The 24,336-nt window shown below is 46.3% G+C and carries 14 protein-coding genes; 4 read left to right on the top strand and 10 right to left on the bottom strand.

All coding sequences use genetic code 11. The features are described from left to right. Window positions 1-3: 3 nt before the first annotated feature. Complete coding sequence (locus RIG68_RS08135) at window positions 4-348, top strand: P-II family nitrogen regulator (RefSeq protein ID WP_350071447.1); 345 nt, start codon at window positions 4-6, stop codon at window positions 346-348. 69 nt (window positions 349-417) lie between these two features. On the opposite strand, the gene gnd is transcribed toward RIG68_RS08135, so the two are convergent. After that, window positions 418-1,815 (bottom strand): NADP-dependent phosphogluconate dehydrogenase, encoded by a 1,398-nt coding sequence (gnd, locus tag RIG68_RS08130; RefSeq protein ID WP_350120911.1) that lies wholly within the window; start codon window positions 1,813-1,815, stop codon window positions 418-420. Between the two features lie 162 nt (window positions 1,816-1,977). On the opposite strand from gnd, the gene zwf reads away from it, so the two are divergent. Together zwf and pgl are read left to right on the top strand one after the other, a co-directional pair. Then, window positions 1,978-3,498, top strand: a complete 1,521-nt coding sequence (zwf, locus tag RIG68_RS08125) for a glucose-6-phosphate dehydrogenase (RefSeq protein WP_350120909.1) — start codon at window positions 1,978-1,980, stop codon at window positions 3,496-3,498. Window positions 3,499-3,504: 6 nt separating this feature from the next. Then, window positions 3,505-4,209 carry a 6-phosphogluconolactonase gene (gene pgl / locus RIG68_RS08120; protein ID WP_350120907.1) on the top strand — a complete coding sequence of 235 codons (705 nt, stop codon included), beginning with the start codon at window positions 3,505-3,507 and terminating at the stop codon, window positions 4,207-4,209. Here the strand turns inward: pgl and RIG68_RS08115 are convergent. From RIG68_RS08115 to RIG68_RS08105, 3 genes are all read right to left on the bottom strand, one after another. Continuing rightward, window positions 4,206-9,365, bottom strand: a complete 5,160-nt coding sequence (locus tag RIG68_RS08115) for a S8 family serine peptidase (protein WP_350120905.1) — start codon at window positions 9,363-9,365, stop codon at window positions 4,206-4,208. The two genes, pgl and RIG68_RS08115, sit on opposite strands and share 4 nt — an antisense overlap. A 146-nt stretch (window positions 9,366-9,511) precedes the next feature. Then, window positions 9,512-11,629, bottom strand: a complete 2,118-nt coding sequence (locus tag RIG68_RS08110) for a S9 family peptidase (protein WP_350120902.1) — start codon at window positions 11,627-11,629, stop codon at window positions 9,512-9,514. Window positions 11,630-11,747: 118 nt separating this feature from the next. Beyond that, window positions 11,748-15,161 (bottom strand): CotH kinase family protein, encoded by a 3,414-nt coding sequence (locus RIG68_RS08105; protein ID WP_350120899.1) that lies wholly within the window; start codon window positions 15,159-15,161, stop codon window positions 11,748-11,750. 198 nt (window positions 15,162-15,359) lie between these two features. Here RIG68_RS08105 and RIG68_RS08100 point away from each other — a divergent pair, with 198 nt between their 5' ends. Further along, a complete protein-coding gene (locus RIG68_RS08100; RefSeq protein WP_350120897.1) occupies window positions 15,360-17,678 on the top strand; it encodes an acyl-CoA dehydrogenase family protein in 2,319 nt (772 codons plus the stop codon). A 2-nt stretch (window positions 17,679-17,680) separates the two neighbouring features. Here RIG68_RS08100 and RIG68_RS08095 read toward each other — a convergent pair whose 3' ends face one another. The 6 genes from RIG68_RS08095 to RIG68_RS08070 form a co-directional block, all read right to left on the bottom strand. Further along, window positions 17,681-19,033 carry an alkaline phosphatase family protein gene (locus RIG68_RS08095; RefSeq protein ID WP_350120894.1) on the bottom strand — a complete coding sequence of 451 codons (1,353 nt, stop codon included), beginning with the start codon at window positions 19,031-19,033 and terminating at the stop codon, window positions 17,681-17,683. 7 nt (window positions 19,034-19,040) lie between these two features. Next, entirely contained in the window at window positions 19,041-20,255 is a 1,215-nt protein-coding gene (eboE, locus tag RIG68_RS08090) for a metabolite traffic protein EboE (protein ID WP_350120891.1), read from the bottom strand. A gap of 2 nt (window positions 20,256-20,257) precedes the next feature. Next, window positions 20,258-21,427 carry a 3-dehydroquinate synthase gene (locus tag RIG68_RS08085; protein WP_350120888.1) on the bottom strand — a complete coding sequence of 390 codons (1,170 nt, stop codon included), beginning with the start codon at window positions 21,425-21,427 and terminating at the stop codon, window positions 20,258-20,260. Window positions 21,428-21,476: 49 nt separating this feature from the next. Then, window positions 21,477-22,361 (bottom strand): UbiA-like protein EboC, encoded by an 885-nt coding sequence (gene eboC, locus RIG68_RS08080; protein ID WP_350120885.1) that lies wholly within the window; start codon window positions 22,359-22,361, stop codon window positions 21,477-21,479. A 1-nt stretch (window position 22,362) separates the two neighbouring features. Then, window positions 22,363-23,268 (bottom strand): TatD family hydrolase, encoded by a 906-nt coding sequence (locus tag RIG68_RS08075; protein WP_350121822.1) that lies wholly within the window; start codon window positions 23,266-23,268, stop codon window positions 22,363-22,365. Between the two features lie 104 nt (window positions 23,269-23,372). Then, window positions 23,373-24,263, bottom strand: coding sequence for an EboA domain-containing protein (locus RIG68_RS08070; RefSeq protein WP_350120882.1), 891 nt, complete (start codon window positions 24,261-24,263; stop codon window positions 23,373-23,375). Window positions 24,264-24,336 lie beyond the last annotated feature (73 nt).

Below are 24,336 nucleotides of genomic sequence, written 5' to 3'. Positions count from 1 at the left end.
AGAATGAAACTGATTATAGCCATTATAAGAGAAAATCAGCTGGATCAAGTGAGAGAATCGTTGATTCAGGCTGGCATATCAAGAATAACTGTGGGCAACGTTTCCGGTCATGGACGACGGGTGTCCGAAGAGGTCTACAGAGGCCAGAAGGTGATCCCCAACCTGGTATCGAACATCCGGTTGGAAATTGCTGTCAATGATAGTTTTGTTCAAACCACCTGCAACGCCATTATGGATGCTGCGCAGGCGCACGATGGCGATATGATAGGCAGCGGCAAGATTTTTATTACGCCACTGGAAGAATGCATAAGAATCAGAACCGGTGAACGAGGTTCTGACGCTATATAACAACCCCAAGAATGTATTTTGGAAATATAGGTAATGAAAAGGCTGAGCTACTAACTCAGCCTTTTTCCTTTACCACTCTGTGTGGAAAATCCCTTCCCTATCGGTTCTCTCATAGGTATGTGAACCAAAGTGATCACGTTGTGCCTGAATCAGGTTCAGTGGCAAACGACCGGTGGTGAAAGCGTCGAAATAGCTCAAACCAGCCACCATACCCGATACCGGAATGCCCTGACCGATTGCATAAGCAGCTACTTTTCTGGCCGACGCTTCGCAACTTTTAGCTTTGGCTGCAATGTCCTTATCCAGCAACAGGCTACTAAGTGCTTTATCCCTGGCATACGCCTTCCTCATGTCCTCTAAAAGGCCTGAGCGGATGATGCAGCCACCTCTCCATATTTTAGCGATGGTTTCCATGTCGCAGCCGTAGTTGTACTCTTTCGAAGCAGCCCAAAGCTGGGTCATTCCCTGAGCGTATGTAACGATATAGGCAAAGAAAAGTGCGTCTTCAACGTCTTTCACCGTAAGGCTGCTATCTCCTTTGATGGTCTTGGCTCCGTAGAGTGATTCCGCTTTTTCCCGATCAGCCTTCATTGAGGATATTTCCCGCATACTCACGGCCACGTCGATAGTTGGTACCGGGATACCCAAATCCATAGCGTTTTGAGACGTCCACTTGCCTGTGCCTTTTTGCTTTGCCTTATCAAGGATCACATCGACCAGGTCTTTGTTTGTCAGCTCGTCCTTCTTCTTGAAAATCTCCGCTGTTATCTCCACCAAAAACGACTGTAGCTTGGTCTTGTTCCACTGATCGAAAGTATTGCGAAGCTGCTGATTACTCAGGCCAAGCCCCCGCTTCATTACATCATATGCCTCGGAAATAAGCTGCATCAGCCCGTATTCGATACCGTTGTGCACCATTTTCACGTAGTTACCGGCTGACCGTGCCCCCATGTAGTCGACACATGGTTCGCCATTGACTTTCGCTGAAACAGCCTCAAAAATTGGCCTTACAATTTCATAGGCATCTTTGTCTCCTCCAGGCATAATGCTGGGCCCAAATCTGGCTCCTTTGGCACCACCGGAAACGCCAGTACCAAAAAAATAAATGCCTTTTGACTCCAGGTTTTCAGCTCTTCTGTCTGTATCAGTAAAAAATGAATTTCCACCATCAATGATCAGGTCGCCTTTGTCAAGCAATGGGGACAAATCGTTGATAACAGCGTCGACAGGCCCTCCGGCGGGAACCAACAACATGATCTTTCTTGGCCTGGAAAGCTTAGAAATAAACTCCTTTTTGTCGGTAGTGCCATCAACAACCTTTCCTGCCCCTTCTTCCCTCAAAGACTTTACCTTTTCGAGATCCGTATCCAGCCCAAAGGCGGAGAAATTATTGTCTGCCACATTCAAAATGAAGTTTCTTCCCATCACTCCGAGGCCTACAAGGCCAAAGTCATACGTTTTTTCCATTCCTATCCTATTTTTCCTTCCATATGACGGCCAGCATGCAACCAACTGCCTTCATATGATGTTAATTGCTTGTTTTTTAGCGAATATCAAGAGATTCAGACCAAAAATACTGATCTTCGCCAATTAAATTGAATTTTGCTATCACCCCTGTGTAGTACCTAAATGAAAAAAACTGATAATCAGATACTTACTATTTTTGGAGCCTCTGGCGATCTTACTGAGCGTAAACTAATTCCCGCCGTTTTCAATTTATTCAAAAGAGGTTTCTTGCCGGAGAATTATGCCATTCTTGGTGTTAGCCGAACAGATTTTAGCGACGAGGAATACAGGAAGAAAGTTGTGTTTGACAACCCACACCTGAAAGCTTCTAAAGAAAAGCCAGATGAGTTAGAGAGCTTCGCCAAGTTGGTATTCTATCAGTCAATTGACACGAAAGCGGTTGTAGACTATCAGTTGCTGGCCAACAGGCTAAAAACGTTGTGCAATGATTGTCACACGGATCAAAACTATATCTTCTATCTTTCTACTCCCCCTTCACTTTACTCAGTGATTTCTAAAAATTTGGGCGAAGCTCAACTCAACACGGAAGAAAAGGGTTGGAAGAGATTGATTGTTGAAAAGCCTTTTGGCTACACGTTGGAAAGTGCAAAAGAATTGAATAACAGCCTGCTTGAATCATTCAAAGAAGATCAGATCTATAGAATTGACCATTACCTGGGTAAAGAAACCGTGCAAAATACCCTTGTTGCCAGGTTTGGTAATACGATTTTCGAGCCACTTTGGAACCGCATATACATTGAAAAAGTGGAGATTACAGCGGCAGAAAGTGTGGGTGTAGAGAAGCGTGGCGGTTACTACGATGGCTCCGGAGCTTTGAGAGACATGATCCAAAACCACCTGCTACAGCTAGTGTCGCTGGTGACAATGGAGCCCCCGGCAAGAATGGATGCAGAATCGATCCATAACGAGAAACTGAAGCTCTTTAGGTCCCTACGCCCTTTAAGTGCCGATGACATAAGAAACAACGTCATTAGAGGTCAATACCTCAATTCGACATTCGGAGACAAGGAATATCTCGGTTACAGAGATGAGCAAGGCGTGGATGCCGAATCAAGAACCGAAACCTTTGCGGCTTTAAAATTCTACATCGACAACTGGAGATGGGCCGATGTGCCTTTCTTCGTCCGCACCGGCAAGCGGCTGCCAACCAGGGTTTCTGAGGTGGTGATTCACTTCAAACCCAACCACCATCACCTGTTCAGCCAGCGGCGAATTGCCAACTCGCAAAACGTACTTGTCTTCAGAATTCAGCCCAACGAGGGTATTTTATTGAAGTTCGGTCTGAAGGTGCCGGGCAACGGCTTTAAGGTAGAAACGGTGAATATGGACTTTCAGTATGACGGGCTAACGGACGCATACGTGCCAGAAGCCTACGAAAGGCTGCTGCTCGATTGCATGCAGGGCGATGCGACACTCTACGCCAGAGGCGACAGTGTTATTGCTGCCTGGGAGTTTGTTGATCCGATACTAAAAGCATGGAAAGATGATCCCGACCTTCCCGTTTACGGATATCCCTCAGGCACCTGGGGACCGGAACAGGCAAATACACTAATTGAAAATGGCCACGGCTGGCGAAATCCTTGCGCCAATTTGGTTGATGACGGACTTTATTGCGAACTATAATAGCTGATGGAATTACATATTTCAAAAAACCCCAGGGCAGTAGCAGAGGATTTTGCCACCTTTTTGGTCGATCTCAATCAAAACAGTGACAAACTGAACATCGCACTCTCCGGAGGTTCTACCCCACAGCTACTGTTTGACATTCTTGCTGCCGATTACAAAAAGGCGATTGATTGGTCGAAGATGCATTTCTATTGGGGTGATGAACGTTGTGTCCCTCCTACCGATAAGGACAGCAACTATGGCATGACAAAGACACATCTGTTTGATAAGGTTGGTGTTCCTGAAGGCAATATTCACCGCATCCTTGGCGAAAACGAACCCAAACAGGAGGCTCAACGACATAGCCACGAGATCAAAAAGAACGTGACATCATCCGACGGGCTCCCCAGGTTCGATCTGGTGATACTTGGTCTGGGCACTGACGGACACACTGCATCGATCTTTCCTGATCAAATGGAGTTGTTAAAAGCTACCGAAACCTGTGTTGTTGCTACACACCCTGAATCAGGGCAAAAGAGAATCAGCCTTTCCGGCCCAGTGATTAACAATGCGAAAAGCATCGCCTTCCTGGTGACTGGCGAAAGCAAGCAAGCTAAAGTGAAGGAAATACTTAAACATAGGGGCAAGTTCAGGACATACCCTGCTTCGCATATAAAGCCCACAAATGGCGTGCTTTATTGGTTTCTGGACGAGGCGGCTAGTGCCTAGTCTTTGACGATACGAGTACTGAAACTATCCCCTGAAGAAGTCGAAACCAGCAAGAGATAAACTCCAGGACGGAGATGGCTTGTAACCAACGCATATTCACTATTAGATTGGACATTCTCCAGATTATCTTCCGTGAGTGTTTGCCCCACCAGGTCAACGATGCTTAGCATGATTTGCCCACTTATTTGGTTTTTAAATCGAATGCTTAGGTAATCATTAACTGGAATAGGGTAAACATCAACAAGCTGAGACATACTGCTTTGAATGCCACTTATTGCATTCACCATGATGATTAGATTATAAGGCAGACTGGTGCTGTTTGGGTCACTCACTACAACTGGTACTTCCAGCTCCCCAATATAGTCCAAAGCAGGAGTTACCGTCTGCCCTGATACACTATAATTGACACCAGCCCCTATCTTCAAAGAATGGTTGACTGGAAATTCATCATCATCGTCATCAACAAATACATATTGAGGCAGGATTTTTAGTGAAGCATTTTTGTCAATACTCAGTTCCTGTTGACCGGTAATTTGCGGAATGTCGTTACTCAGGTTTACTGAAAACTTAAACAGGTCGCTGTCGTCAATGCCGTCGGTTACCGTTATATTGATCTTTAGAACTCCCACAAAATTGACTGATGGCATAATCTTACCCTCAACAATCTGATAACCATTCCCCTCAACTAGTTTCAGAGTCAGACTTTCAAGCGGATCATCTGCATCAGTCACAGTTAGCTGCGCCAAATCGATCTCAATCGGTTTGTTTTTGCCAAGCGTTGTCGCTACCTGCCCGGTTATTACTGGCTTCTGGTTAAGAATGTCTACTAAGAACTCAAAAACCGGGCTACTATCCACCCCATCATTCACTGTCAAAGGAATGATAATGGTGCCGACGAACCCTGCAGTAGGCCGAACCATGCCATCCTCGGTAACAGAAAAGTCCTCACCTTGCCCGATAGAAAGCTGGTAAGCAAAATCAGGCCCATCGTTCTCATCAATGATCTGTAAGTCATCAACTGATACAGAAAAATTATTATTCTTAGTCACTTGCTTTGACTGCTGCCCAACAATCGATGGCGCAACATTCATCACTTCAATTTCCAGCTCAAATATATTACTATCGTCAGTTCCATCGTTCACAACAACCGAAGCGGTTAAGACACCATTAAAATCGTTTGGTGGTGTAACGAGGTTATCTTCCAACTGCCCACTTGAAACGGCCAACACTTTCACAGTAAACCCGTCAGGATAGTGGTTATCTGAATCTACGACGATAAGAGCATCGACGCCGATCTCCCATGATGCTGACTTCCAAATACTTATAACTTGCTGTCCTGTGATCACCGGAGGCTCATTTGTTACCTGAATTTCAAACTTATATACTGCACTGTTTGAAAATCCATCACTAACAACAATGTTTACCTGAAGTTCACCTCCATAAGTTTCGTCAGGAAAGACTGTCATGCCTTCAACTACATAGTGCTCGCCAGGTAGAACAAGTAGCGTATGTTTTGTTGGGTAAATGTCATCGGCGTCTGTCGCAGTAATGTCTGTTAGGGACAACGTATAAGCGTTGTTTTTATCTATTTCAACAGCTACTTGCCCTGTAACAACCGGAGGCTGATTAACAACTTTAATGTTCAATAGAAATGGCTCACCACTATCATAACCATCATTAACCGAAACGGGAACCTTAATTGTGCCAACGAAATCGATCGGTGCTATAATCTTTTTTCCATCAACAGAATAATTATCCCCATTTTCCACAATTATGCTCATCTCAGAAGCATTGGAGTCGTCATCCAAAATGATCAAATCATCCAAAGATATTTCGTGAGAGGCGCCTCTGAATATTGTGACTGGTTGCTGGTCAACAACTTCCGGAATTTTGTTCGCTTTTACGAACAGCGCAGAGGTCATTATATATTGCATAGAGTCACCGGAAGATCCCTTGGCCACCAGTTTGATGTCATAATATGTATCGTCAGATGGTTTGTTAAAAATACTTCCTTCGAACACTTTCCTTCCATCGAGGTTTTCGGTAGTAACAAATTCCACTGGAACGATCTCGTAGTTATCCGAACCACTTCTCTTAATGTAAAGCTGGCTACCAACGAGCGAAGACAGGCCAGGCCTTACTGAAAATCTTACCTTACCATCCAATACCTTTTCAAATTGGTTAGTAAGCTCGCCCGATTTATCTTGAAAATAAAACCCTGGCATGAAAGGGGACGTAACACTGCCGCCTTCATTTTGAACAATGGAATTGGTTGTGTATTTGATGACGCCTTCCTGGCCAGGCATTTGTTCATGTGGAACAGTGAAGTCAAATTGATACTGTCCAGCCTGATAAAACCCCCAGTCTGAGAAAAAATCTCTCCCTGTTCCATTGAAAAGAACCAAGTCGCTCGCTGAAACTTTCACATTCATCTGATCATACAGGAAATAGGTTTCTTCCCCGAAGGATCCCAAAAAAGCGCTTGAACGGATATCGTAATTATTCAGGTAGGTTCCTGGGTGCAGAACACCACTGCCAAAATTGAGTGTTTGCCCCATATTCATTCCCGGCGTGTCGCTCAGTGGCCATTTGCCATCGAAACTGGCAATCTTATTATCAAAGACCCTAAGCAGTTTAGTTCGCAACGATTGATATGAATCGTTGACATTTTTAGAAACATGCGCATCAATCCCTAAGCCCCAATTATTAATGACTGAGGACTCTGTAATGTATGCGTCTGCATGCCAGATATCCATCGGCAAGTTTACACTACTGCCCCAATTCCGACCAAAACCAACCGTATTTCCGCCCCCACCATAGTCGTCAAACCAGTGCGCATTAACAAAGAAGGTAATATCATGAACGGCAGACGATCCCGGTAAATCAAAATCAAGACCAAAATGGTAAAGATCCTCGGAGTTTCGCTGAATGTCTGCACTTTCAGAGAGACCATCGAAAGCACCTAACTCTATGTTATACAACTTGTTACCAGACTCATTCCGAACATCAAATGTGTAGTTTGTTGTAGCGAAGTACTCTGAGGAAAAATCCGAGAAATTTAATTCACGAAGCGCAGTGCCGTATGAAACAATATTTCCAAAGCGGCTGCTCTTTGACTGGATCAGTAAGGTTAAGGTTCCCTGATAACTGTCTGCTAAACTTTCACCATTCTCATCTGCGGCAGCAAAAGTTATTTTGTTTTCTACGTCGGCCGAGGTTACCGAAATAGTGGTACTGCCATCAACAACAATATTTTCTTTCAGCGCAATCTTACTCCAGTCTTCAAACAAGAAAAATCCGTTATAAGTAGCGTTCGGAACAAGAAAGGTTGCAGTTAATCCATCTCCCGAAAATGAAGCATCATTGGCTCCATAAGAAAATTCGTCGTTGAATAATTGGATCAGTTTATTATAGTCCCTGTTCAATTGATTATCCTCAAAAACTATTCTGACAATAGTTCCACTAACGAAGGCCCAGGGTATTACAAGCGCATCTTCTTCACTTGCAATTGTCACCCTACCTCCGGTGGATTGTGAGGCTTTGGGCTCCTGTTCAAATACATTATTGTCAACGGCAAGAGAAAAGCTTATGGTAGTGGATTGGCCAGAATTTAGCGTAAAAGCTGTCTCAGTTGGAGTCAATGTTATCCCTGCTTGCGTTCCCGTTACTGTTATGGAATAGGATTGTTCAGAAACACTATTATTCGTAACAGTCACTGTCTTAGAACCACCCCAATTGGGTTGATCGGTTGCATTTAGTCCATAGCTCAATTGGGTTGGATATGCAGTACTGCTGACACCTGCAGCTTTCACGGCATCTAATCTGCCAGAACCCTGCTGCATTTCTTGCAGCCCAAGGTCTTTGGCTGTAGTGGTTAGTGCTGCCTTTACCTGATCTACAGTCCAGTCAGGATGAATATCTCTTAAAAGGGCAGCTACTCCAGCAACATGAGGAGTAGCCATGGATGTGCCGTTAAAATTCGCAGTACCTCCTCCAGGAACACTCGACGCTATATTTACGCCTGGAGCCAACAAATCGGGCTTGATCGCATAATTTCCTGCATTTGGCCCCTTACTGCTAAAGTAGGCAAGCATGTCGTAGTCGTCACTGGCACCAACTGTAATGGCTCTTTCTGCTGTGCCTGGGCTGCCGATCGTCTTAAAGCCACCAGAATTACCAGCAGCCACACAAAAAACAACTCCCATTTCCACAGCAGCATTGACTGCAATTGCTGTTGGCGACTGGTAGTCACCTGGCCCGCCAAGGCTCATATTCACAACATCCAACCGGTCGCTGTAATCACCATCACCATTGGGGTCAACCGCCCATTCTATGGCATCAAGAATGTCATCATCGTATCCGTATCCATATTGGTCAAGCACCTTCAGAGCCACCAATTTAGCTTCTGGTGCTACTCCTATAAGCCCACCACCATTGGCTGCCACAATACCAGCTACGTGCGTCCCATGTTCATTGTCATCGAAGGGGTCATTATCATCATTCACAAAGTCATACCCACCAACTACTTTAAAATCAGGACCAAAGCCACCACCTAGAGCGGGATGATTGTAATCAATGCCCGTATCTATTATACCAACAACAATTCCCTCACCCCGTGTATCATAGCTATCCCACACCTCCGGGGCACGAATTAAAGGCACGCTGGTGTCCAGAAAAGCCTTTACAACACCATTTGGGTGGACGGATTCGACATAGTCCAGTTTTTGTATTTCGTCAACCAACTCTTCACTAACTCTTATATGCGCCCCAAAGAAAGCTTTTGAATACTCCTTTTCAAGCGAAGAAACAGCCAATGTACTTTTACTCCCTTTTGTTCGGGCCGAGTGCAGCAAATTCAGGTCTGAACGCAACTTATCGAACAGAACTGGATCCTTGAAAGGCTTGGCATTAAATCCAAATTGCTTGCTTTGCGAAGCAGAAGGTACCCCTTGTTTGAATTTAACGATAAATTCACCTCGCTTTGCCTCTGGTTCTGTCGAGTTGCTCGATGCCCCTTTCGCATAGAGAGTTACTCCCAGGGAATCTTTGTTGGAAAAGGCGTTTGCAACGTGGCTCCCACTACGGTAGGACTTTGAATATCCTAATTTGTCTCTAACAGACAATACCTGTTGCGCTGATGCCTTATGAATGTACATAAGGCATATAAAAGATACAAAAAGAAGTTGCCGGCTCAAGAGTTTCACTGGTTAAAAGTAAATGTTTTAAAAATATTTACTTCATAAACCGGAAACTAAATACATACCCTTAGCAATAAAAATATTAACTATTATAGTAGACTATCTTACTTCATTAACTTCCTAACGAAGAAATCGGCCGTCGCTTTTCCTGCTTTTAAGGAGTTTCCATGCTTCATCCAATGGTGGGTATCGTCGACTATGACGATGGTTTCCATCTCCACTCCTTTTTCAAGCAGACGTTGCACCAGGTCAGTGCTTTGACTAAAGCGGACATTTCGGTCGTCGTCACCGTGGATTATAAGCACTGGCGAAGTCCAGCCACCAACTGTCGATGTCGGAGAAGATTCCCAGGCTACCTGGGCCGCCTTCTCGGCATCTGGTGCCTTCTCATATTGGTCGGGGTACAGAATGTCTCCTATCCTACCAGTCGTTCTCTCATGGACGCCATGCACGTCGACCCCTGCTGCAAAAATATCGGAGTTTCGACCCAGCGCCATGGCTGTTAAATAGCCTCCATACGAACCACCGTAGACGCCAATCTTAGATGCATCCACGCCAGGCTGTTTGCCCAGCCAAAGCCCAGCTGCCTTGATGTCTTTGTACTCACTGGCTCCCCAGGTACCTGCATCAGCCGGGTTGTGAAATTCGTAGCCATAACCGATACCTAGTCGATAGTTAACCACCAACACAGTGAAGCCAAGGCTGGCCAGGTATTGGTTGGTGGCATAGCCGTTGGTATAGTAGTCAGAATAATGCCATCCGAGCAACATTTGCCTTGGCGGCCCACCATGAACATAGATGATTGCAGGGCCTTTGGCTGGCCTATTGGTCGGTGTAAATAGCTGACCATGGATAGTGAAGCCATCCTCAGATGTAAACACCGCTTGCGTTGGTGTCACAAGACTTTTCGTAGGAAACCCGGAAGGAATCCGGTCTTCAGCCAGCAGTTTTATTTTCCCTCCATTGGCCGGTAAAATAGCCGGAAGAGGTGGCCGCTGCGGTGTGGCACTGATCATTGCTATGCTTTTGCCGTCGCCAGTCATTACGGGTGTCCACTCAAGGCCGCTGCCTGGGGTAAGTACCTTCATGTCGGCTTTGTCTACCGACACCTGCACTGCATGCCGCCTGTCGAGATCAAGCGGGTCGGAACCTGTGTTTCCACTAAACAACAATGTTGTACGATCACTACTGAGACTCACGTGCTCAGCCATGAAGTTGCCGGGCGTCAGCAAGATAGGCTCGCCGCCTGCTTCAGGCATGGAATACATGTGAGGCCAGCCATCCTTGTACGACATGAATAAGATTTTTCCTTTTGCTGCCCAATGTAAGTTGGTGCCGCCGTGAGTGTTGGGTGTTGAGCCAGCCAGCGTTTTCGGTGCCTCCCAGAGCTTTTTGGCCTGAGCAGTTGACACATCGGCTGACCAAATGGCCCACGGGCGATGCTTTCTTGCCAGTATCGAGTCGGGCGCACCACCCGTACCTGGGGTACGAACTAAAACGATTCTTGTGCCATCCGGCGACCAATCTGGAGATCTGTCAAAATTGAAAGAAGGGGCCAGCCAGGTAATCGGCGTTTCCTTGTTGGTAAAAACTCCCACAAATGAATGATCGCCCCTATGGGAGACAAAAGCCATTTTCGTTCCATCAGGTGACCATGTAATACTGCCATTCCTTCCTCTTGCAGTAAACAGCGCCTCGCCTTTGGCAGTGCCTTCGATGGGTACAGACAATATCTGCCCACCCTTAACATAAGCTACCGTTTTCGAGTTTGGTGAGACAGAAGGTAAATCCCCATCTGCTAACATTTTTGGCTCTCCGCCTGCAAATGGGATGCTCCAAATCTGAACTTGTGGGGGCTCCGGAAGGAAAGAGGTATTCACCGGCGCATCATCGTCCCAATTGGAACCATGGTCTCCCCCTCTCACGTAAACTACCCATTGGCCATCAGCAGTCACTGCCAGGCTCGATATTTCCTGTCCACTGTCGTTGTTGTACTGCGTAAGCTTTCTTGCTTTAAAATCAGGGCCTTCAGCCACATAGATATTTCTTTGCCCTTGTTCGTTAAAAGTCCATGCTATCTTGCTACCCGTAGCAGACGAGGTCATATCGGCCGGAAACGGATAGGATTTGACAGATTCGAAAGAAAACGGCTGAGCATGACTGCACCGTGCTGAAAATAATGTTGTCACCAACAAAGTGGTGCAGAGAAGAATCCTTTTCATAATTGCTACAGTTACTTACTTGTTTTAAGCTAGCAATTATGAAGCGGAGTTGGCTGATTCTTTTTTCAAATGGCAAATCCCTTATCGGACTGGAAATATTCTGAAGAAAACCTAACAGCTACTCCTTGATCAATTTGTACTTCAATACTTCGCCGTCTATTAGAATATTGATCACGTAAAGGCCTGGTTTGAGATAATATACATTAATCGGCTCAGAGTCTACCTGAACAAACTGCTTAACGACATTCCCCGAAAAATCATAAATTGCCACCATCTGAATTTCGTGTTTAGATTCTATATGCAGATAACTCTCTATAGGATTGGGATAAATCAGAACTTCGACGTCCCCATTAATAAACACGTTCGGTGCATTGGGGGTCATTTTTTTAGTGTTGACAAATTCCCCTGAACCATTCGGAATACGGGCCAGAGAATAGTTATCATTCAGGTATTCAAAAATAACCTCGTCGTGCGTAATCAACTCCCCATTTACCAATTGATATAAACCAATCGCTTCGCCTTCTGAGGAGAGCTTAAAATTCAGGTGTGAGGGGCCCTGTTTTTGATCTTCATCTGCCCACAACACAAGGTATCCCCCAGGTTCGATTACAAGGGCTCCATCGGCATCACGCAACTGATGTTTTTGTTTTGTTAGTAGTTTGTCAGTAATGAAAAAACCGTCCAGGTCGAATGCAGTGGTTGAAGGATTGTACAACTCTATCCAATCCTCTCTTTCGCCATACTCATCCACCACTGTTTTATTTTTGGTCGCTGAAAATTCATTAATGACAACTCGTGATTTAACAGTAGAAATTTCAAAAACTGCTTCCAGAAGTATATTCTTGTCCATTGTCCTTCGGATAAGGGGCTCGTCTATGTACTCCAGGGTCTGTCCGAATAGCTGAACACCCGACAGCTCCATATCGAAGCTTAAGTCACTGCTAACATCGCTAATTTGGTGAACCTCGACAGCGAGTACATTTTCTCCTGCGACCAGATAGCCCGGGTCTATTCGGAAATTGTAAAAAGCCTCTTCAGCATATTTAATTCTCGATGCATAAGTATTGAAGTCTGTCTTACCTACCGGCAGGTTCTCTCTGAAGATTTCTTGTCCGTTAAGGTAAACTATCACCCCATCGTCATATAAAATGGAAGCCTTCAGGTAGTCAAAGTCACCGACATTCGCTGCATAAAAAACATGTCGAAAATAGGTCGTCGTATGCTTTTTGTTTTCATCTGAACCATAGTCTATAACAGTATTCTCGTCGCCATCGCCGTAACCTAATTCGGCCAGACCTACCTGCCAATCCTGAGCAGTGAAGTCCAGTGAAGTCCAACCCTGTTCAGGCTGCCTGCCCTGATCAAAGTACTGCCATGCTTGTTTTTTTCTGATCAGCTCTTCCGATTTACTATCCCACTCGGTCACTTTCCAATACTTAAACTGCTCTTGATAGTCAGGCACAGCTTCAATCGTATAATCCAACCCCCTCGGGTACTTTTGCTCGTTTATAGCTTCGGATGACCTGACTCCATTCCACACAAAGGAACCATGTTTTAAAGGCTTTAATCGCACGCTAAACTCTACCTCCTGACCCGGAAGGTTGAAAAATTCGGCTACATGTTTTTTCATGAATGCATTCCGTGCAACAGCAAAGTCTCGTAGCAGTTGAACGTCCTTGTCCCATTCTTCCATGCTGTGCCCCCACCTCGCTTTGTGGTAGCGGATTTCATGCTGGATTGTGTTTTGCAGGCTGTCGATAAACTTATTGACCCGCTGTGGCTGAAAGGTGACATTGATAGCGGCATTCATCCTTTCTATGAACTTTGACCTGAATACTGGGTTTTTCAGCAGCTGCCTGAAGTGCAGAGTGGACCAGGCGGGGTTTGGCCACTCTGTCTGATCGGGATCGGTTGCAAATTCCAGCGTTGGGTGTAGAGCGCCTGATGGTTTACTTTTATTCAAATCAAAGCCAAAGTCTAAATCCAGTAGTATCCACCTAAACTTACCGCCGTTGGAGCGCTGCCTCCAAAATTTCATATTGTTGCCAGGCCAGTCGGTGTTGGCGTAGTAGATCTCGGTGACCATATAGTTGATGTACTCATCCACATCGATGTTTGCAGCGATATAATCGAACGAAGCTGAATCCTCAACGTTGATACGTTTTAATCCTTCCAGATAGCTTAGGTAAGCATTGGCGGTGCCTTCTATGGCCACCCCATTAAACTCCAGCAAATCGATGTCATCCTCTTCTATATCATAATTGGTCTTGATGTAATCAGCATCCACCTTCTCTCTAAGGTTTTGAATACCCCAGTAGGCCCCATTAAGGTACAACGCAGTCGGCTGGTAAGCCTGGTAGTCAATATCCATTTGCTCAACAATCAAGCTTTGCAGCAGAGCATCTCTGAACATCGTTAAACTTTGGTCATTCCCTGAGTTTCTTATAAAAAACCCTCCGTATTTGGCTTGAAACTTATTAGGAAAGAAAGGATACCTGAACTCGTTGTCTCCATACTTATTTCTCGCTTTCAGGGCGAAGGACTTCTGGCGAAAAGTTCTGCTACAGCCCCCACTAATCCTCAGATCGCCCGACTGCGTGAACAGCCTTTTACCATCGATTGCGAAGTATTCAAAGTCGACATGCCTATCCCAGTCCTGATAAAAATTGACAGGCGTTAGAAAACAAGGGCCAACCACACCGTTTTTACCATCAGTATAAATGCCAATTTCATCGTCCCACAGGTAGTCTGGTGATGTGCTAAGCGAAATGACTGGAATGGTGAAAAGATGTTCGTTGATAAAATAGGTGAAAACCGATGTTTCGCTAGGCAGACCACCTGCCGCATACGAACGTGCTTTAATTGTCGTGGTTTTCGTCACCTGAATTGGCCTTTTATATTCAGGGGAGTTGGAGGATGGCTCAGAGCCGTTGATGGTGTAGTGTATTGTACTTGCTTTTGACTCAGCTACCAAACTTACGGAGATAGGAGATCCGTACCTGCCTGAGGTAATAGACGCAGCTGGCGCAGACAACTGTGCTCCATCAGCGTCGGCGATGTTCGGCCTTCCTGGCGATGGTACGGACTGAAAAGTCCACTTTCCTTCTCTTAGATCACTTCGCCCAAAAGAAACGTTAGTGGGCTGGGCGGGAAAAGAAGTACTATCGATAATTACTCCGGATCCTGAACTCAAGAAAACATTTCCGCCTTTTGACCTGAGAGTGAAGTTAGTATGAAGGCCGCTACCCATTTCGTCGCACCAAACAATAAGATATTCATTGGGAGCAATGATGGTGCCGTCAGGAAAACGCCATTTATTGAGCGCTGAGGAGTTCTCGGATAAAAAATATCCACCAAGATTCACTGCTTCCGGCGAAGAGTTGAAAACTTCTATCCAACCTGAGAAGTTATAGTATTCCTTATCGTAAAGAACGTCGCCGTTTGAAGCGCAGAGCTCATTAATTCTTACCTGAGAAAAAGTAACACTAAAAACACAAAAAAGAAAAATGGAAGTTAAATACAAAAACTTCATTCAGATAGCTGATTCGATTATTTAACAGTAATTGAACGCAAAATAAGTACTAAAAATTGTAGAGTTTAAAACGAGTACAAATTTAAAATCATTAGGGTAAAATTTATTTGCCCCGGCTTTAAAAACTCACATGAAACTTTTCACCTGCTCTATCACAATGCTAACTTTTTACTAATTTAAACCACAAATAAAACACCCATGATCAATTCCCCCCTACTAAAAGCCAATCCATCTCTGTATTCTTTCCTTCCCATGTTTTACATGGTATGGGCAGATGATGTACTTACGCCAAGTGAGATAAAAAATATCCAAAGTTTGATTAACAAGCAATCGTGGCTGAAAATCGAGGAAAGGGAATTGCTGCTGTCTTACCTGAACCCTGCTAAGCCGCCGTCTCCTAACGAGATAAAAAGCTGGCTAACAGAAATAAAACGTATTTCCCAGGAGCTGTCGCCCGAAATGAAAACCAGCCTTGTGGACATTGGCAATAAGCTTGCAGAGCTTAACAGTATTGGCCGGGATGAGGTGGCCTTTCAGAACGCTCAGCAGCCTTTGAAAGATATCGAGGATGCATTGGGCATTATTAGCCGGGAATCAGCTTTCCACCTTGCATCGAACGACAGGGCCGCTACCGAAGCTGAAACACTAGCATCTGAGAAAACCTTTTCGGTTGATAACCTCAGGGCAATTTTGGATGGTGATCAAGCTGCCCTCATCACCAAAGTAAAGACACTCCTATCCGACCCCGAGTTCAAATACCCGGACACGGGAGACCTCACAGAATACCGTGAAAAAGTACTCCATTGGTGCAAAATCCTTGCCTCGCAAGGCTATGGAAACCGTGCCTACCCTAAAGAGTTTGGTGGCGCTGACGACATGGAAGGCTATTTCACCATCATGGAAACACTTAGCTACCACGACCTGAGCATGGTGATCAAGTTTGGAGTACAATTTGGGCTTTTTGGAATGAGCATCTATTTTCTGGGCACAGAAAAGCACCATAAAAAGTACCTGGCTGATGCGGGTACGCTCAACCTCCCTGGCTGCTTTGCAATGACAGAAACAGGCCATGGTTCAAATGTAAAGGGTATTGAGACCACTGCCACCTATGATCACAAGTCGGGCAAAATCACCATTCACACGCCCAACCCCAAAGCCCAGAAGGAGTACATTGGCAACGCAGCGCTGCATGGCCAAATGGCCACGGTATTCGCCAAGCTTATCATCGAGGGAACCGACTATGGCGTCAGCGCCTTCGTTGTTCCCCTACGAGACAAAAAGGGCGTCATGCACCAGGGGGTGACAATCAAAGATTGCGGCAGAAAGATGGGCTTGAACGGCGTCGATAACGGAGTGATACGTTTCGACAATGTGGTAATTCCAAAGGAAAGCATGCTGGATCGCTTTGCCAGCATAGATGAACAAGGACAATTTGCGAGCCCAATCAGCAGCGACAATCGCCGGTTCTTTACCATGCTTGGGACTCTCGTCGGCGGCAGAATCGGCATTCCCCGCTCTGGGCTAAGTGCCACGAAATCCGGGCTTACTATTGCTATTCGATATGCCGATGGCAGAAGACAATTCGGACCTGAAGGTGGTACAGAGGTTCCCATCCTCAACTACCGCACACACCAGCGTCGCCTCATGCCACTCCTTTCCAATGCTTATGCGTTGCATTTCTCCCTTCAGTATCTTACAAAACGGTTCCTTAAAAGAACGGAAGAAGATATGCAGGAGATAGAAGCACTGGCCGCCGGGCTAAAGTCGTGGGCGACATGGAATGCTACTGCCAGCCTGCAAGAATGCAGAGAAGCACTTGGGGGCAAAGGCTATTTAGCTGAAAACCGCATCGCCGCTTTGAAAAATGACACAGAGATTTACACCACTTTCGAAGGAGACAACACAGTACTGATGCAGCTAGTGGCGAAGAGCAGACTTTCTGAATTCAGGCAGGAGTTTGGCCACATGAACCTGTTCGGCATGCTGAACTACGTGACCGACCAGGCCAAGGTGAGTATTCAGGAAATGAACCCCATTACCATCAGAAACACTGACAAAGAACACCTGCTGGATTCAGAGTTTCACCTGGCAGCATTCAGGTACCGGGAAAAAAGCATTCTGGCATCTTCTGCCAAGCGACTGAAGCACTACATCGATCAGGGAATGGACTCTTTCGACGCTTTCAATCAATGCCAGTACCACCTGGTAATGGTCGGGCATGCTTACATCGAAAGAATTATTCTGGAACAGTTTCAGGAGAAGATTAGCGAAGTAACTGATGAAGGCAGCAAGCATATCCTTACCAAGCTTTGTCAGTTATTTGCCTTGTCCCAAATAGAGAAACACAAAGGCTGGTACCTGGAAGCGGACTATATGGCTGGTGCCAAAACCAAGGCGATTCGTCAGCTAGTGAATACACTTTGCCTGGAAGTGAGGCAAAACGCCGTAGCACTCACCGACGCTTTTGGAATCCCTGACACTTTGCTGTCAGCACCCATTGCCGTGAGAAACAGCTAAGCTCAGGTATTGAGCGATTGCCAGATAATGTCGTGCACAGATGTGGCTGGTATTGAAGAATCGCTTACTTTTTTGTCAGTTATAAGTATTGGATGGTATTTCTTGTCAACGAAGGGGCTTCCATGGGAGCCCCTGATCAAATTGGCATCCAGCGGAATAACGTCCATCACATAGCGAAAGCCCATCTTTTTGCGGAGCAGCTTATACCCTGCCCTGAGCTTCGAGCTCATAAACATCTCTACTGGGTCGTAGCCTGGCTTTTTGTGGATGTCAACAGCCCTGGCGTAGTCGGGCGCCTTGGCATCATCCTGCCAGAAATAGTAAGTAAACCAGCTATGCTCGTCGGCGATCAACACCAGGTCGCCAGACCGTTCGTGACTGATATGATGTTTCTTTTGCTGGGCTTTATCCAGTACCAAACTCACTCCTTGTGTGGCTTCTGCCAACCGTTTCACCTCTTCCATTGCTGACGGATCGTTCACGTAAATGTGGGCTACCTGGTGGTCGGCTACGGCAAATGCTTTCGAGGCACCGGCATCCAGTAACTCCAGCCCCCTTTCCTCCCGGACACTCAGAAGACTTTTTTTGCGAAGCAGTCTGTTGAAATGAACAGGCCTGCTCACCGGGCTTATGCCGTATTCTGACAACAGAATAATGCTGGCCTTCTTTTTTGTGTAGTAGTCCACCAGCCCTTTTACCACCTGGTCAATTTCGGTGAGCTCCTTTCCTACCAACTCGAAGTCGGGGCCGAATTTTTGTAAGCAGTAGTCGAGATGGGGCAGATAGATGAGTGTCAGCGTGGGGTCATATCGCCGGTCTGTGAAAATGGAAGCATCAGCAATCCACTGGGTGGACTTGATATTGGCACCAGGCCCCCAAAACTGAAACAAGGGAAATTGGCCAAGCTCCTTTTGCAGTTCATCCCTAAGCCCAGCTGGTTGGGTGTAGCAATCAGGCATTTTCCTCCCATCGGCTAAGTACTGCGGCCTTGGTGTCACAGAATAGTCGGCCGATGAGTACATGTTGTACCACCAGAACATTTTGGAGCAGGTAAACGAAGGATCAACTTTCTTCGCCCTCTCCCATATTTTCTCTCCGGCTACCAGTTTATTCGACTGCTTCCAGAACTTTATTTCCGAATCCTGATGATCGTACCAGCCATTGCCAACGATGCCCGTTTCAGACGGCCATTTGCCGGTGACATAGGTCGACTGTACAGAAGTGGTAACCGCAGGCAGCATAGGCACAATGGATTGAACGTGCCTTCCCTTTAAATACTCTTGAAGAAATGGTGTTTGGTCTCCTATCAGGTGTGCCGATAGCCCTACAATATCAATAACGACGGTTTTTTTCATTTGCTACTTAGTCGAACTCGGTATTTAGCTGATCAGTAACCCAGTTCATCTCTCTCACGATGGATTCATCAATAGCTAATTTCAAACCTTCCGGGAGCACCTCCCATGTGTAGGTTTCAATTTCAAGATGATTGGTGAATGGTTTTGCCTTTTGAAGGTCAAGCACCTTCACAATGTCTTCTTGTGTCGACTTCAATACGCCGTAGTCTTCGACAAATAAGGGGACATGGAAATGAGAACGCCATTCCTTTATGTCCTGATTGTCAGCATCAGCAAGGGCTTCTGGCAAATCCGGATAGCGATTAAAACCATCGCTTTGGGTACGGGCCACTACCTGATGCAGGTAGGTTGACTCGTTGAATCCTTTGAAGGCAGCGATCACTGGATTCCTCGCCTTTCCTGACGCCATAGGTGCTTTTAGCGCAGCGCTAATCTGAATTTTGCCTGTTTTGATGCCCGAGGATTTCAGTTTGTTGACCACTTCCTGATGATTTTCATAACCGACTGCAAAGTGACACACGTCGTAGCAAAGCTGTACATGGCGCTTGATGGTCGCTTCGGCCTCTGCTGCTGAAATACTAAATGCCTTTTGTAGCTCAGATGTGCCAAGCGGAAGCAGGTATGCCTCATACCAGTCGATGAACTCTGGTCCAGACTCCAAAAGCCCGTCTGGCTCAGGCTCAATGTCAAGATGGAGTAGCTGACCTGTCGTGTCATGTAGCCTTTTCAGGTGTTTGGCTACCTCAATCATTTTCAGCGTTGTGGCTTCGAAAATATTCTCGAGGTCTTTAGGCTTGTGCCAGTAGCGATACGTCAAAGGTGAGGTAGAAATCCCTCCTTCCATCCCTTCAGGAAGCAGTTGTGAAAGAATGTCGAACATCCTGATCGTGTAGCTCAGCCTGTCCGTGGTAGTCCAGTCGGGAGCGTGTACCTGCTCTTTCACACGGGTGTTATGAAAACCACCGTAAGGAAACCCATTCATGGTGAAGACATAACTGTCGGTTGTTGTCAGCCAGTCTTTAAATTCAGCCATGGACGCCTCTTTAGCAAGGTCTATCGATGCCTCGTTAGATAATCGTAGCCCAATCCCAAAAGGCTGGTCTGGGCTACATTTCTCTTTCACTGAAGGAATGAACTTTCTGAGTGCGGCAAAATGATCTGGCCAGCTTTCGCCGGCATGTATGTTGGAGCAGTAGGTTAAGTAGCCAAAGTCTGTTTTCATAATCAGAGCCTGATCGTTTGTTGATGAGCATAATTTTCCAGCCATTCACTGGACTCACGAATAAGTTCCCCATTCATTTCATGCACTTCCTCTCCTGTGCCAATGGCTATTAACAGCATAATGGTGAGTTTGCCGCCCAGGTGTTCTCTGAACTCATTCAGTCCGTCAAGCAGTGGACTATTGCCTTCTTCAAACTGCAACAGTGGGTGCTGTAGCGGGAAACCAAGGTTTTGAAGCACAACGAGGATTCTCCTGGCATCGGCCTCCGATAGTCGGTTGGTAAGCATTGAATAGACAGTGTCGAGGGCGATCCCAATCGCTACAGCCTCCCCATGCCTGATAGAAAAGTCCGCCAGCGCCTCCAGTTTGTGTGCACTCCAGTGACCGAAGTCGAGCGGCCTGGAAGAACCCGTCTCAAAGGGATCTTTTCCCGCAATATGGTCGAGGTGCAGTGCAGCACACCGTTTCACCAAATATTTCATGGCCCCCATATCACGGGCTGCAAGCATAGTGGCGTTGTGCTCAATCCAGTCAAAGAAGGCAGCGTCTTTGATCAGCGCCACTTTTACAGCTTCAGACATCCCTGACCGCCAGTCGAGATCAGACAACGTCGTCAGAAAATGATAGTCATTGAACACTGCAACTGGTGGAGCAAATGTGCCGAGAAAGTTCTTTTTTCGATAGAAATTGACACCATTCTTAACGCCCACGCCAGAGTCGTTTTGAGAAAGCACCGTTGTTGGTATGCGAATGTGCCGTACACCTCTGTGGGAAATAGCGGCTGCATAACCTACCATATCAAGCACAGCCCCACCGCCAATAGCCACCAGATAAGAATGACGGTCGATCCCGTGCTCGTTTACAGCGTCAATTACCTGATACAGCAGGCTCTCGTCGTTTTTAGCGTCTTCACCACCCGGCACAACTAGTGTCTCAGGAATGAGATGGATATTATCAAAAGTCTCAAAATAGTCTTGAATGCTTTCCTGTAGCCCAGGATGCGCTTCGGTTACTCCCTGATCCAAAACAAACAGTACCTTCTGGATGGTACCTTCTTCCATTCTTTCTTTCAGAAAACTTGAAAGTGTATCATTTGACTTGTCGAAAAGGCCTGTAGTGAAATACACTTTGTAGTCAAACTTCACACTGAAGGACTGTTGTAAAAACTCCATAACTATGCTAATTGCCTGATGTCAGGCTCAAAATTTAAAACAAATAAATTCACGTTACAGTAAAGGCTTTCGCCAGCAATAACGACAAGGGCAACAAAAGTACAATACCCAGGGCAAAATACGTAACGCCAAAAGCAGATGCCCAGGCAGCATTCATTAATATCAATGCGATGACTCCCGCTTTCACTGCCTTTCCAATATTCTTACCTACCGGGTCGGCTATTGCTTTGAACAGCGGCGGAGCAATCATTCCGCCAAATGCCAGCACAAAACCCAATGTGAGATAAAAAGTGCTGTTTTCTATAGAGAACCACAAAATGGCGCCAATTACCCCTGCGTAAAGCACCAGTGCACTGTACAGCGTCAGTTTACTACCTCCGTGCACCTCACCCCGGCTGATCATGGTAATGGCAGCGATGTAAATCACCGGCACAATACCCAGCCACCAATAGGTGTCGAGGATGTTGGGAACAATGCTCATACCAAGCGCCAGATTCAAGCCCCTACAGAGTCCCATGTTGATGGGCCCCAAAATCAACTGATGTTTACCCCACTTATCGTAGACAACTGAGAAGAGGGCGATGGCCACAGCGATCAACCCGGAAGGCATCCAGTTAACTTTGCCAGCGGCTAAAATACCGATACCCAAAAGCACCATCCCAAACATTGCTGCCATAAACCTAGAAACCACACCACTGGGAATCGGTCGTTCCGGCCTCTCCACGGCGTCAAGCTCTGCATCAAACACGTCGTTGAGTACAACGCCGCCACCATATAAGCCCATAGTGGCCAGGCTCAGCCAGATAATGGGCGTTGCCCCGTAGATGAAGCCGGTCAGGTAGCCCGAAATAGCCACACCAGCCAGGATATCGGCAATGGCGGTGACAATATTAGCTGGCCTGGTAAGGCGCAGAAGTCCGATGATTTGCTTCAAATTATTTAATGATCAGGGAATTCTTGTCCATTCGTGGCTGCTGTCCACCACGCAAAACGGTATTGCCTTCGAATTTTTGACTTTGATCGATGTCCTTCACAGTAGTGAAGTCCGCCTCATCGATTTGACCGCTTTGACCAAAAGCTGTGATAGCATTCTGATAAGTGACTTGCCGGATGATGTCGTCGCTAATACCATGCTGCTTCATCAAAGCGGCAGTTTTAGGCACTGCCAGCGGATCGCTGATGCCCCAGTCGGCAGCTGAATTGATCATGATACGTTCAGGCCCATACTGTTTCACCACCTCCACCATGCGCTCGTTGCCCATCTTGGTAAATGGATAAATGGTGAAAGCTGCCCAAAAGCCACGATCCAATACTTCCTTTACCGTCTCTTCATTATTGTGGTCAACAATCACCATCTTCGGGTCAAGGCCCTGCTCCAGAGCGATGTCCATACTGCGTTGGGTGCCTCGTTTTTTGTCCCGGTGAGGTGTATGAATTTGCACAGGCAGCCCTGCTTCTTTGGCCAGGTCAAGCTGTGCCCGGTAGTATTTCTCTTCTGCCGGTGTCTGGTCGTCGAAACCTATTTCACCAACACCCACTACGCCTTCTTTGTAAATAAACAGTGGCAGGATTTCCATCACTTGCTCAGCCAAAGCCTCATTGTTGGCTTCCCGGCTGTTCAGCCCTATCGTGCAGTAGTGCTTGATGCCAAACTGCGAAGACCTGAACCGCTCCCACCCGATCAGGCTGGCATAGTAGTCACGGAAAGTGGCAATGCCTGTCCGGGGCTGCCCGAGCCAGAAGGCAGGCTCGATAAGGGCTACCACACCGGCGTCCGCCATGGACTGGTAGTCGTCCGTCGTGCGGGATGTCATGTGCACATGCGGGTCGAAAAACTGCATGCCCTTTACACTATCGAGATAAACAGGGTTGGCGTCCCTTTTTTGTAAATCCGCCTCAGTAAAATTATCACTACAACACATAATCGTTCTGTTTTTATTCTGAGCTAAACCAGCTCTGTTTTCTTTGCTATGCTTTCCCAGGTAATGTCGCCCGATTTAACCAATGCATTCAACTGTTTGTTCCTATTCAGGAGTTCAGCGGCAGCAGGAAATTGGCTTGCACTACAGGCAAGTGCCGCAGCTTCTCTTTCGGTGCTATCGACGGAAAGCATCAGGCGCTCCATGTCGCCTATGGTTTTTTCATTGATAAATGGCCCGACGCATCGCCACAACATGGGAGGTACCGTTCTATGCGCCGCCCATCTCTCGTGGGCAAAATCAGAAAGCGTGTTGGCCAACTCCAAATTAGCTCTGTCGTCCAGGCCAATAATCGAATGCAACGGTTTTTCTGTAAATATTGCCTTCAGCACCAGTTGGTTCCAGGCAGCTTCATCGAGTTGCTCAGAGGGATAAGGGTTATTGCACATAATTGCCTCCAGCACATCACCGATATTACTTCTTATCCCTTCGGCACACTGAGCCTTCCACGCTTCGGGATAAGCTAACACAGGCAGCGCAGAATACAACGCCACCAGCTCATTCATTTCTGCCGCAAGAAACAAGTTTTGAATCCTGGCTATGTAACTGCTTTTGTTCGAAGCTGGTACCTGAATCAACACCCAAACCCGGCACAAACGATCTATTGGCCAATGGGCCATTCGAAAACCTGGTCTTATTTGTTGAATGTTAGCAATGGTACTTTCGCTAAGGCTCAAATGATTCTTGCCAAGCTTTCTGGGAATAGCAGCGAAAGCCACATTTAATGCTGATCCGGTTTCAGAGGAAGATATATCACCCGTTTTTTCCTGAAGCCATTGCCAGGCATCGTTAGAAACAAAGGATTCAATAATGGCTGACAACTCTCCACTCAGCGCCCTGGCATCGTATGAGAACATTTATAATAGGGTTTGTTGTGTTAAAATTCGCTTAGCCCGACAAATATCAAAGGTTTTGGCAAGTATAAAAATA

Origin of the sequence: Imperialibacter sp. (assembly GCF_040222385.1) — a bacterium.
Classification (GTDB): Bacteria; Bacteroidota; Bacteroidia; order Cytophagales; family Cyclobacteriaceae; genus Imperialibacter.
This window is presented reverse-complemented; position numbering and strand designations above follow the sequence as displayed.

Coding starts and splice junctions, on each gene's coding strand:
- RIG68_RS08135 (WP_350071447.1), top strand. CDS start 4: ATGAAACTGATTATAGCCATTATAAGAGAAAATCAGCTGGATCAAGTG.
- gnd (WP_350120911.1), bottom strand. CDS start 1,815: ATGGAAAAAACGTATGACTTTGGCCTTGTAGGCCTCGGAGTGATGGGA.
- zwf (WP_350120909.1), top strand. CDS start 1,978: ATGAAAAAAACTGATAATCAGATACTTACTATTTTTGGAGCCTCTGGC.
- pgl (WP_350120907.1), top strand. CDS start 3,505: ATGGAATTACATATTTCAAAAAACCCCAGGGCAGTAGCAGAGGATTTT.
- RIG68_RS08115 (WP_350120905.1), bottom strand. CDS start 9,365: ATGTACATTCATAAGGCATCAGCGCAACAGGTATTGTCTGTTAGAGAC.
- RIG68_RS08110 (WP_350120902.1), bottom strand. CDS start 11,629: ATGAAAAGGATTCTTCTCTGCACCACTTTGTTGGTGACAACATTATTT.
- RIG68_RS08105 (WP_350120899.1), bottom strand. CDS start 15,161: ATGAAGTTTTTGTATTTAACTTCCATTTTTCTTTTTTGTGTTTTTAGT.
- RIG68_RS08100 (WP_350120897.1), top strand. CDS start 15,360: ATGATCAATTCCCCCCTACTAAAAGCCAATCCATCTCTGTATTCTTTC.
- RIG68_RS08095 (WP_350120894.1), bottom strand. CDS start 19,033: ATGAAAAAAACCGTCGTTATTGATATTGTAGGGCTATCGGCACACCTG.
- eboE (WP_350120891.1), bottom strand. CDS start 20,255: ATGAAAACAGACTTTGGCTACTTAACCTACTGCTCCAACATACATGCC.
- RIG68_RS08085 (WP_350120888.1), bottom strand. CDS start 21,427: ATGGAGTTTTTACAACAGTCCTTCAGTGTGAAGTTTGACTACAAAGTG.
- RIG68_RS08075 (WP_350121822.1), bottom strand. CDS start 23,268: ATGCAGTTTTTCGACCCGCATGTGCACATGACATCCCGCACGACGGAC.
- RIG68_RS08070 (WP_350120882.1), bottom strand. CDS start 24,263: ATGTTCTCATACGATGCCAGGGCGCTGAGTGGAGAGTTGTCAGCCATT.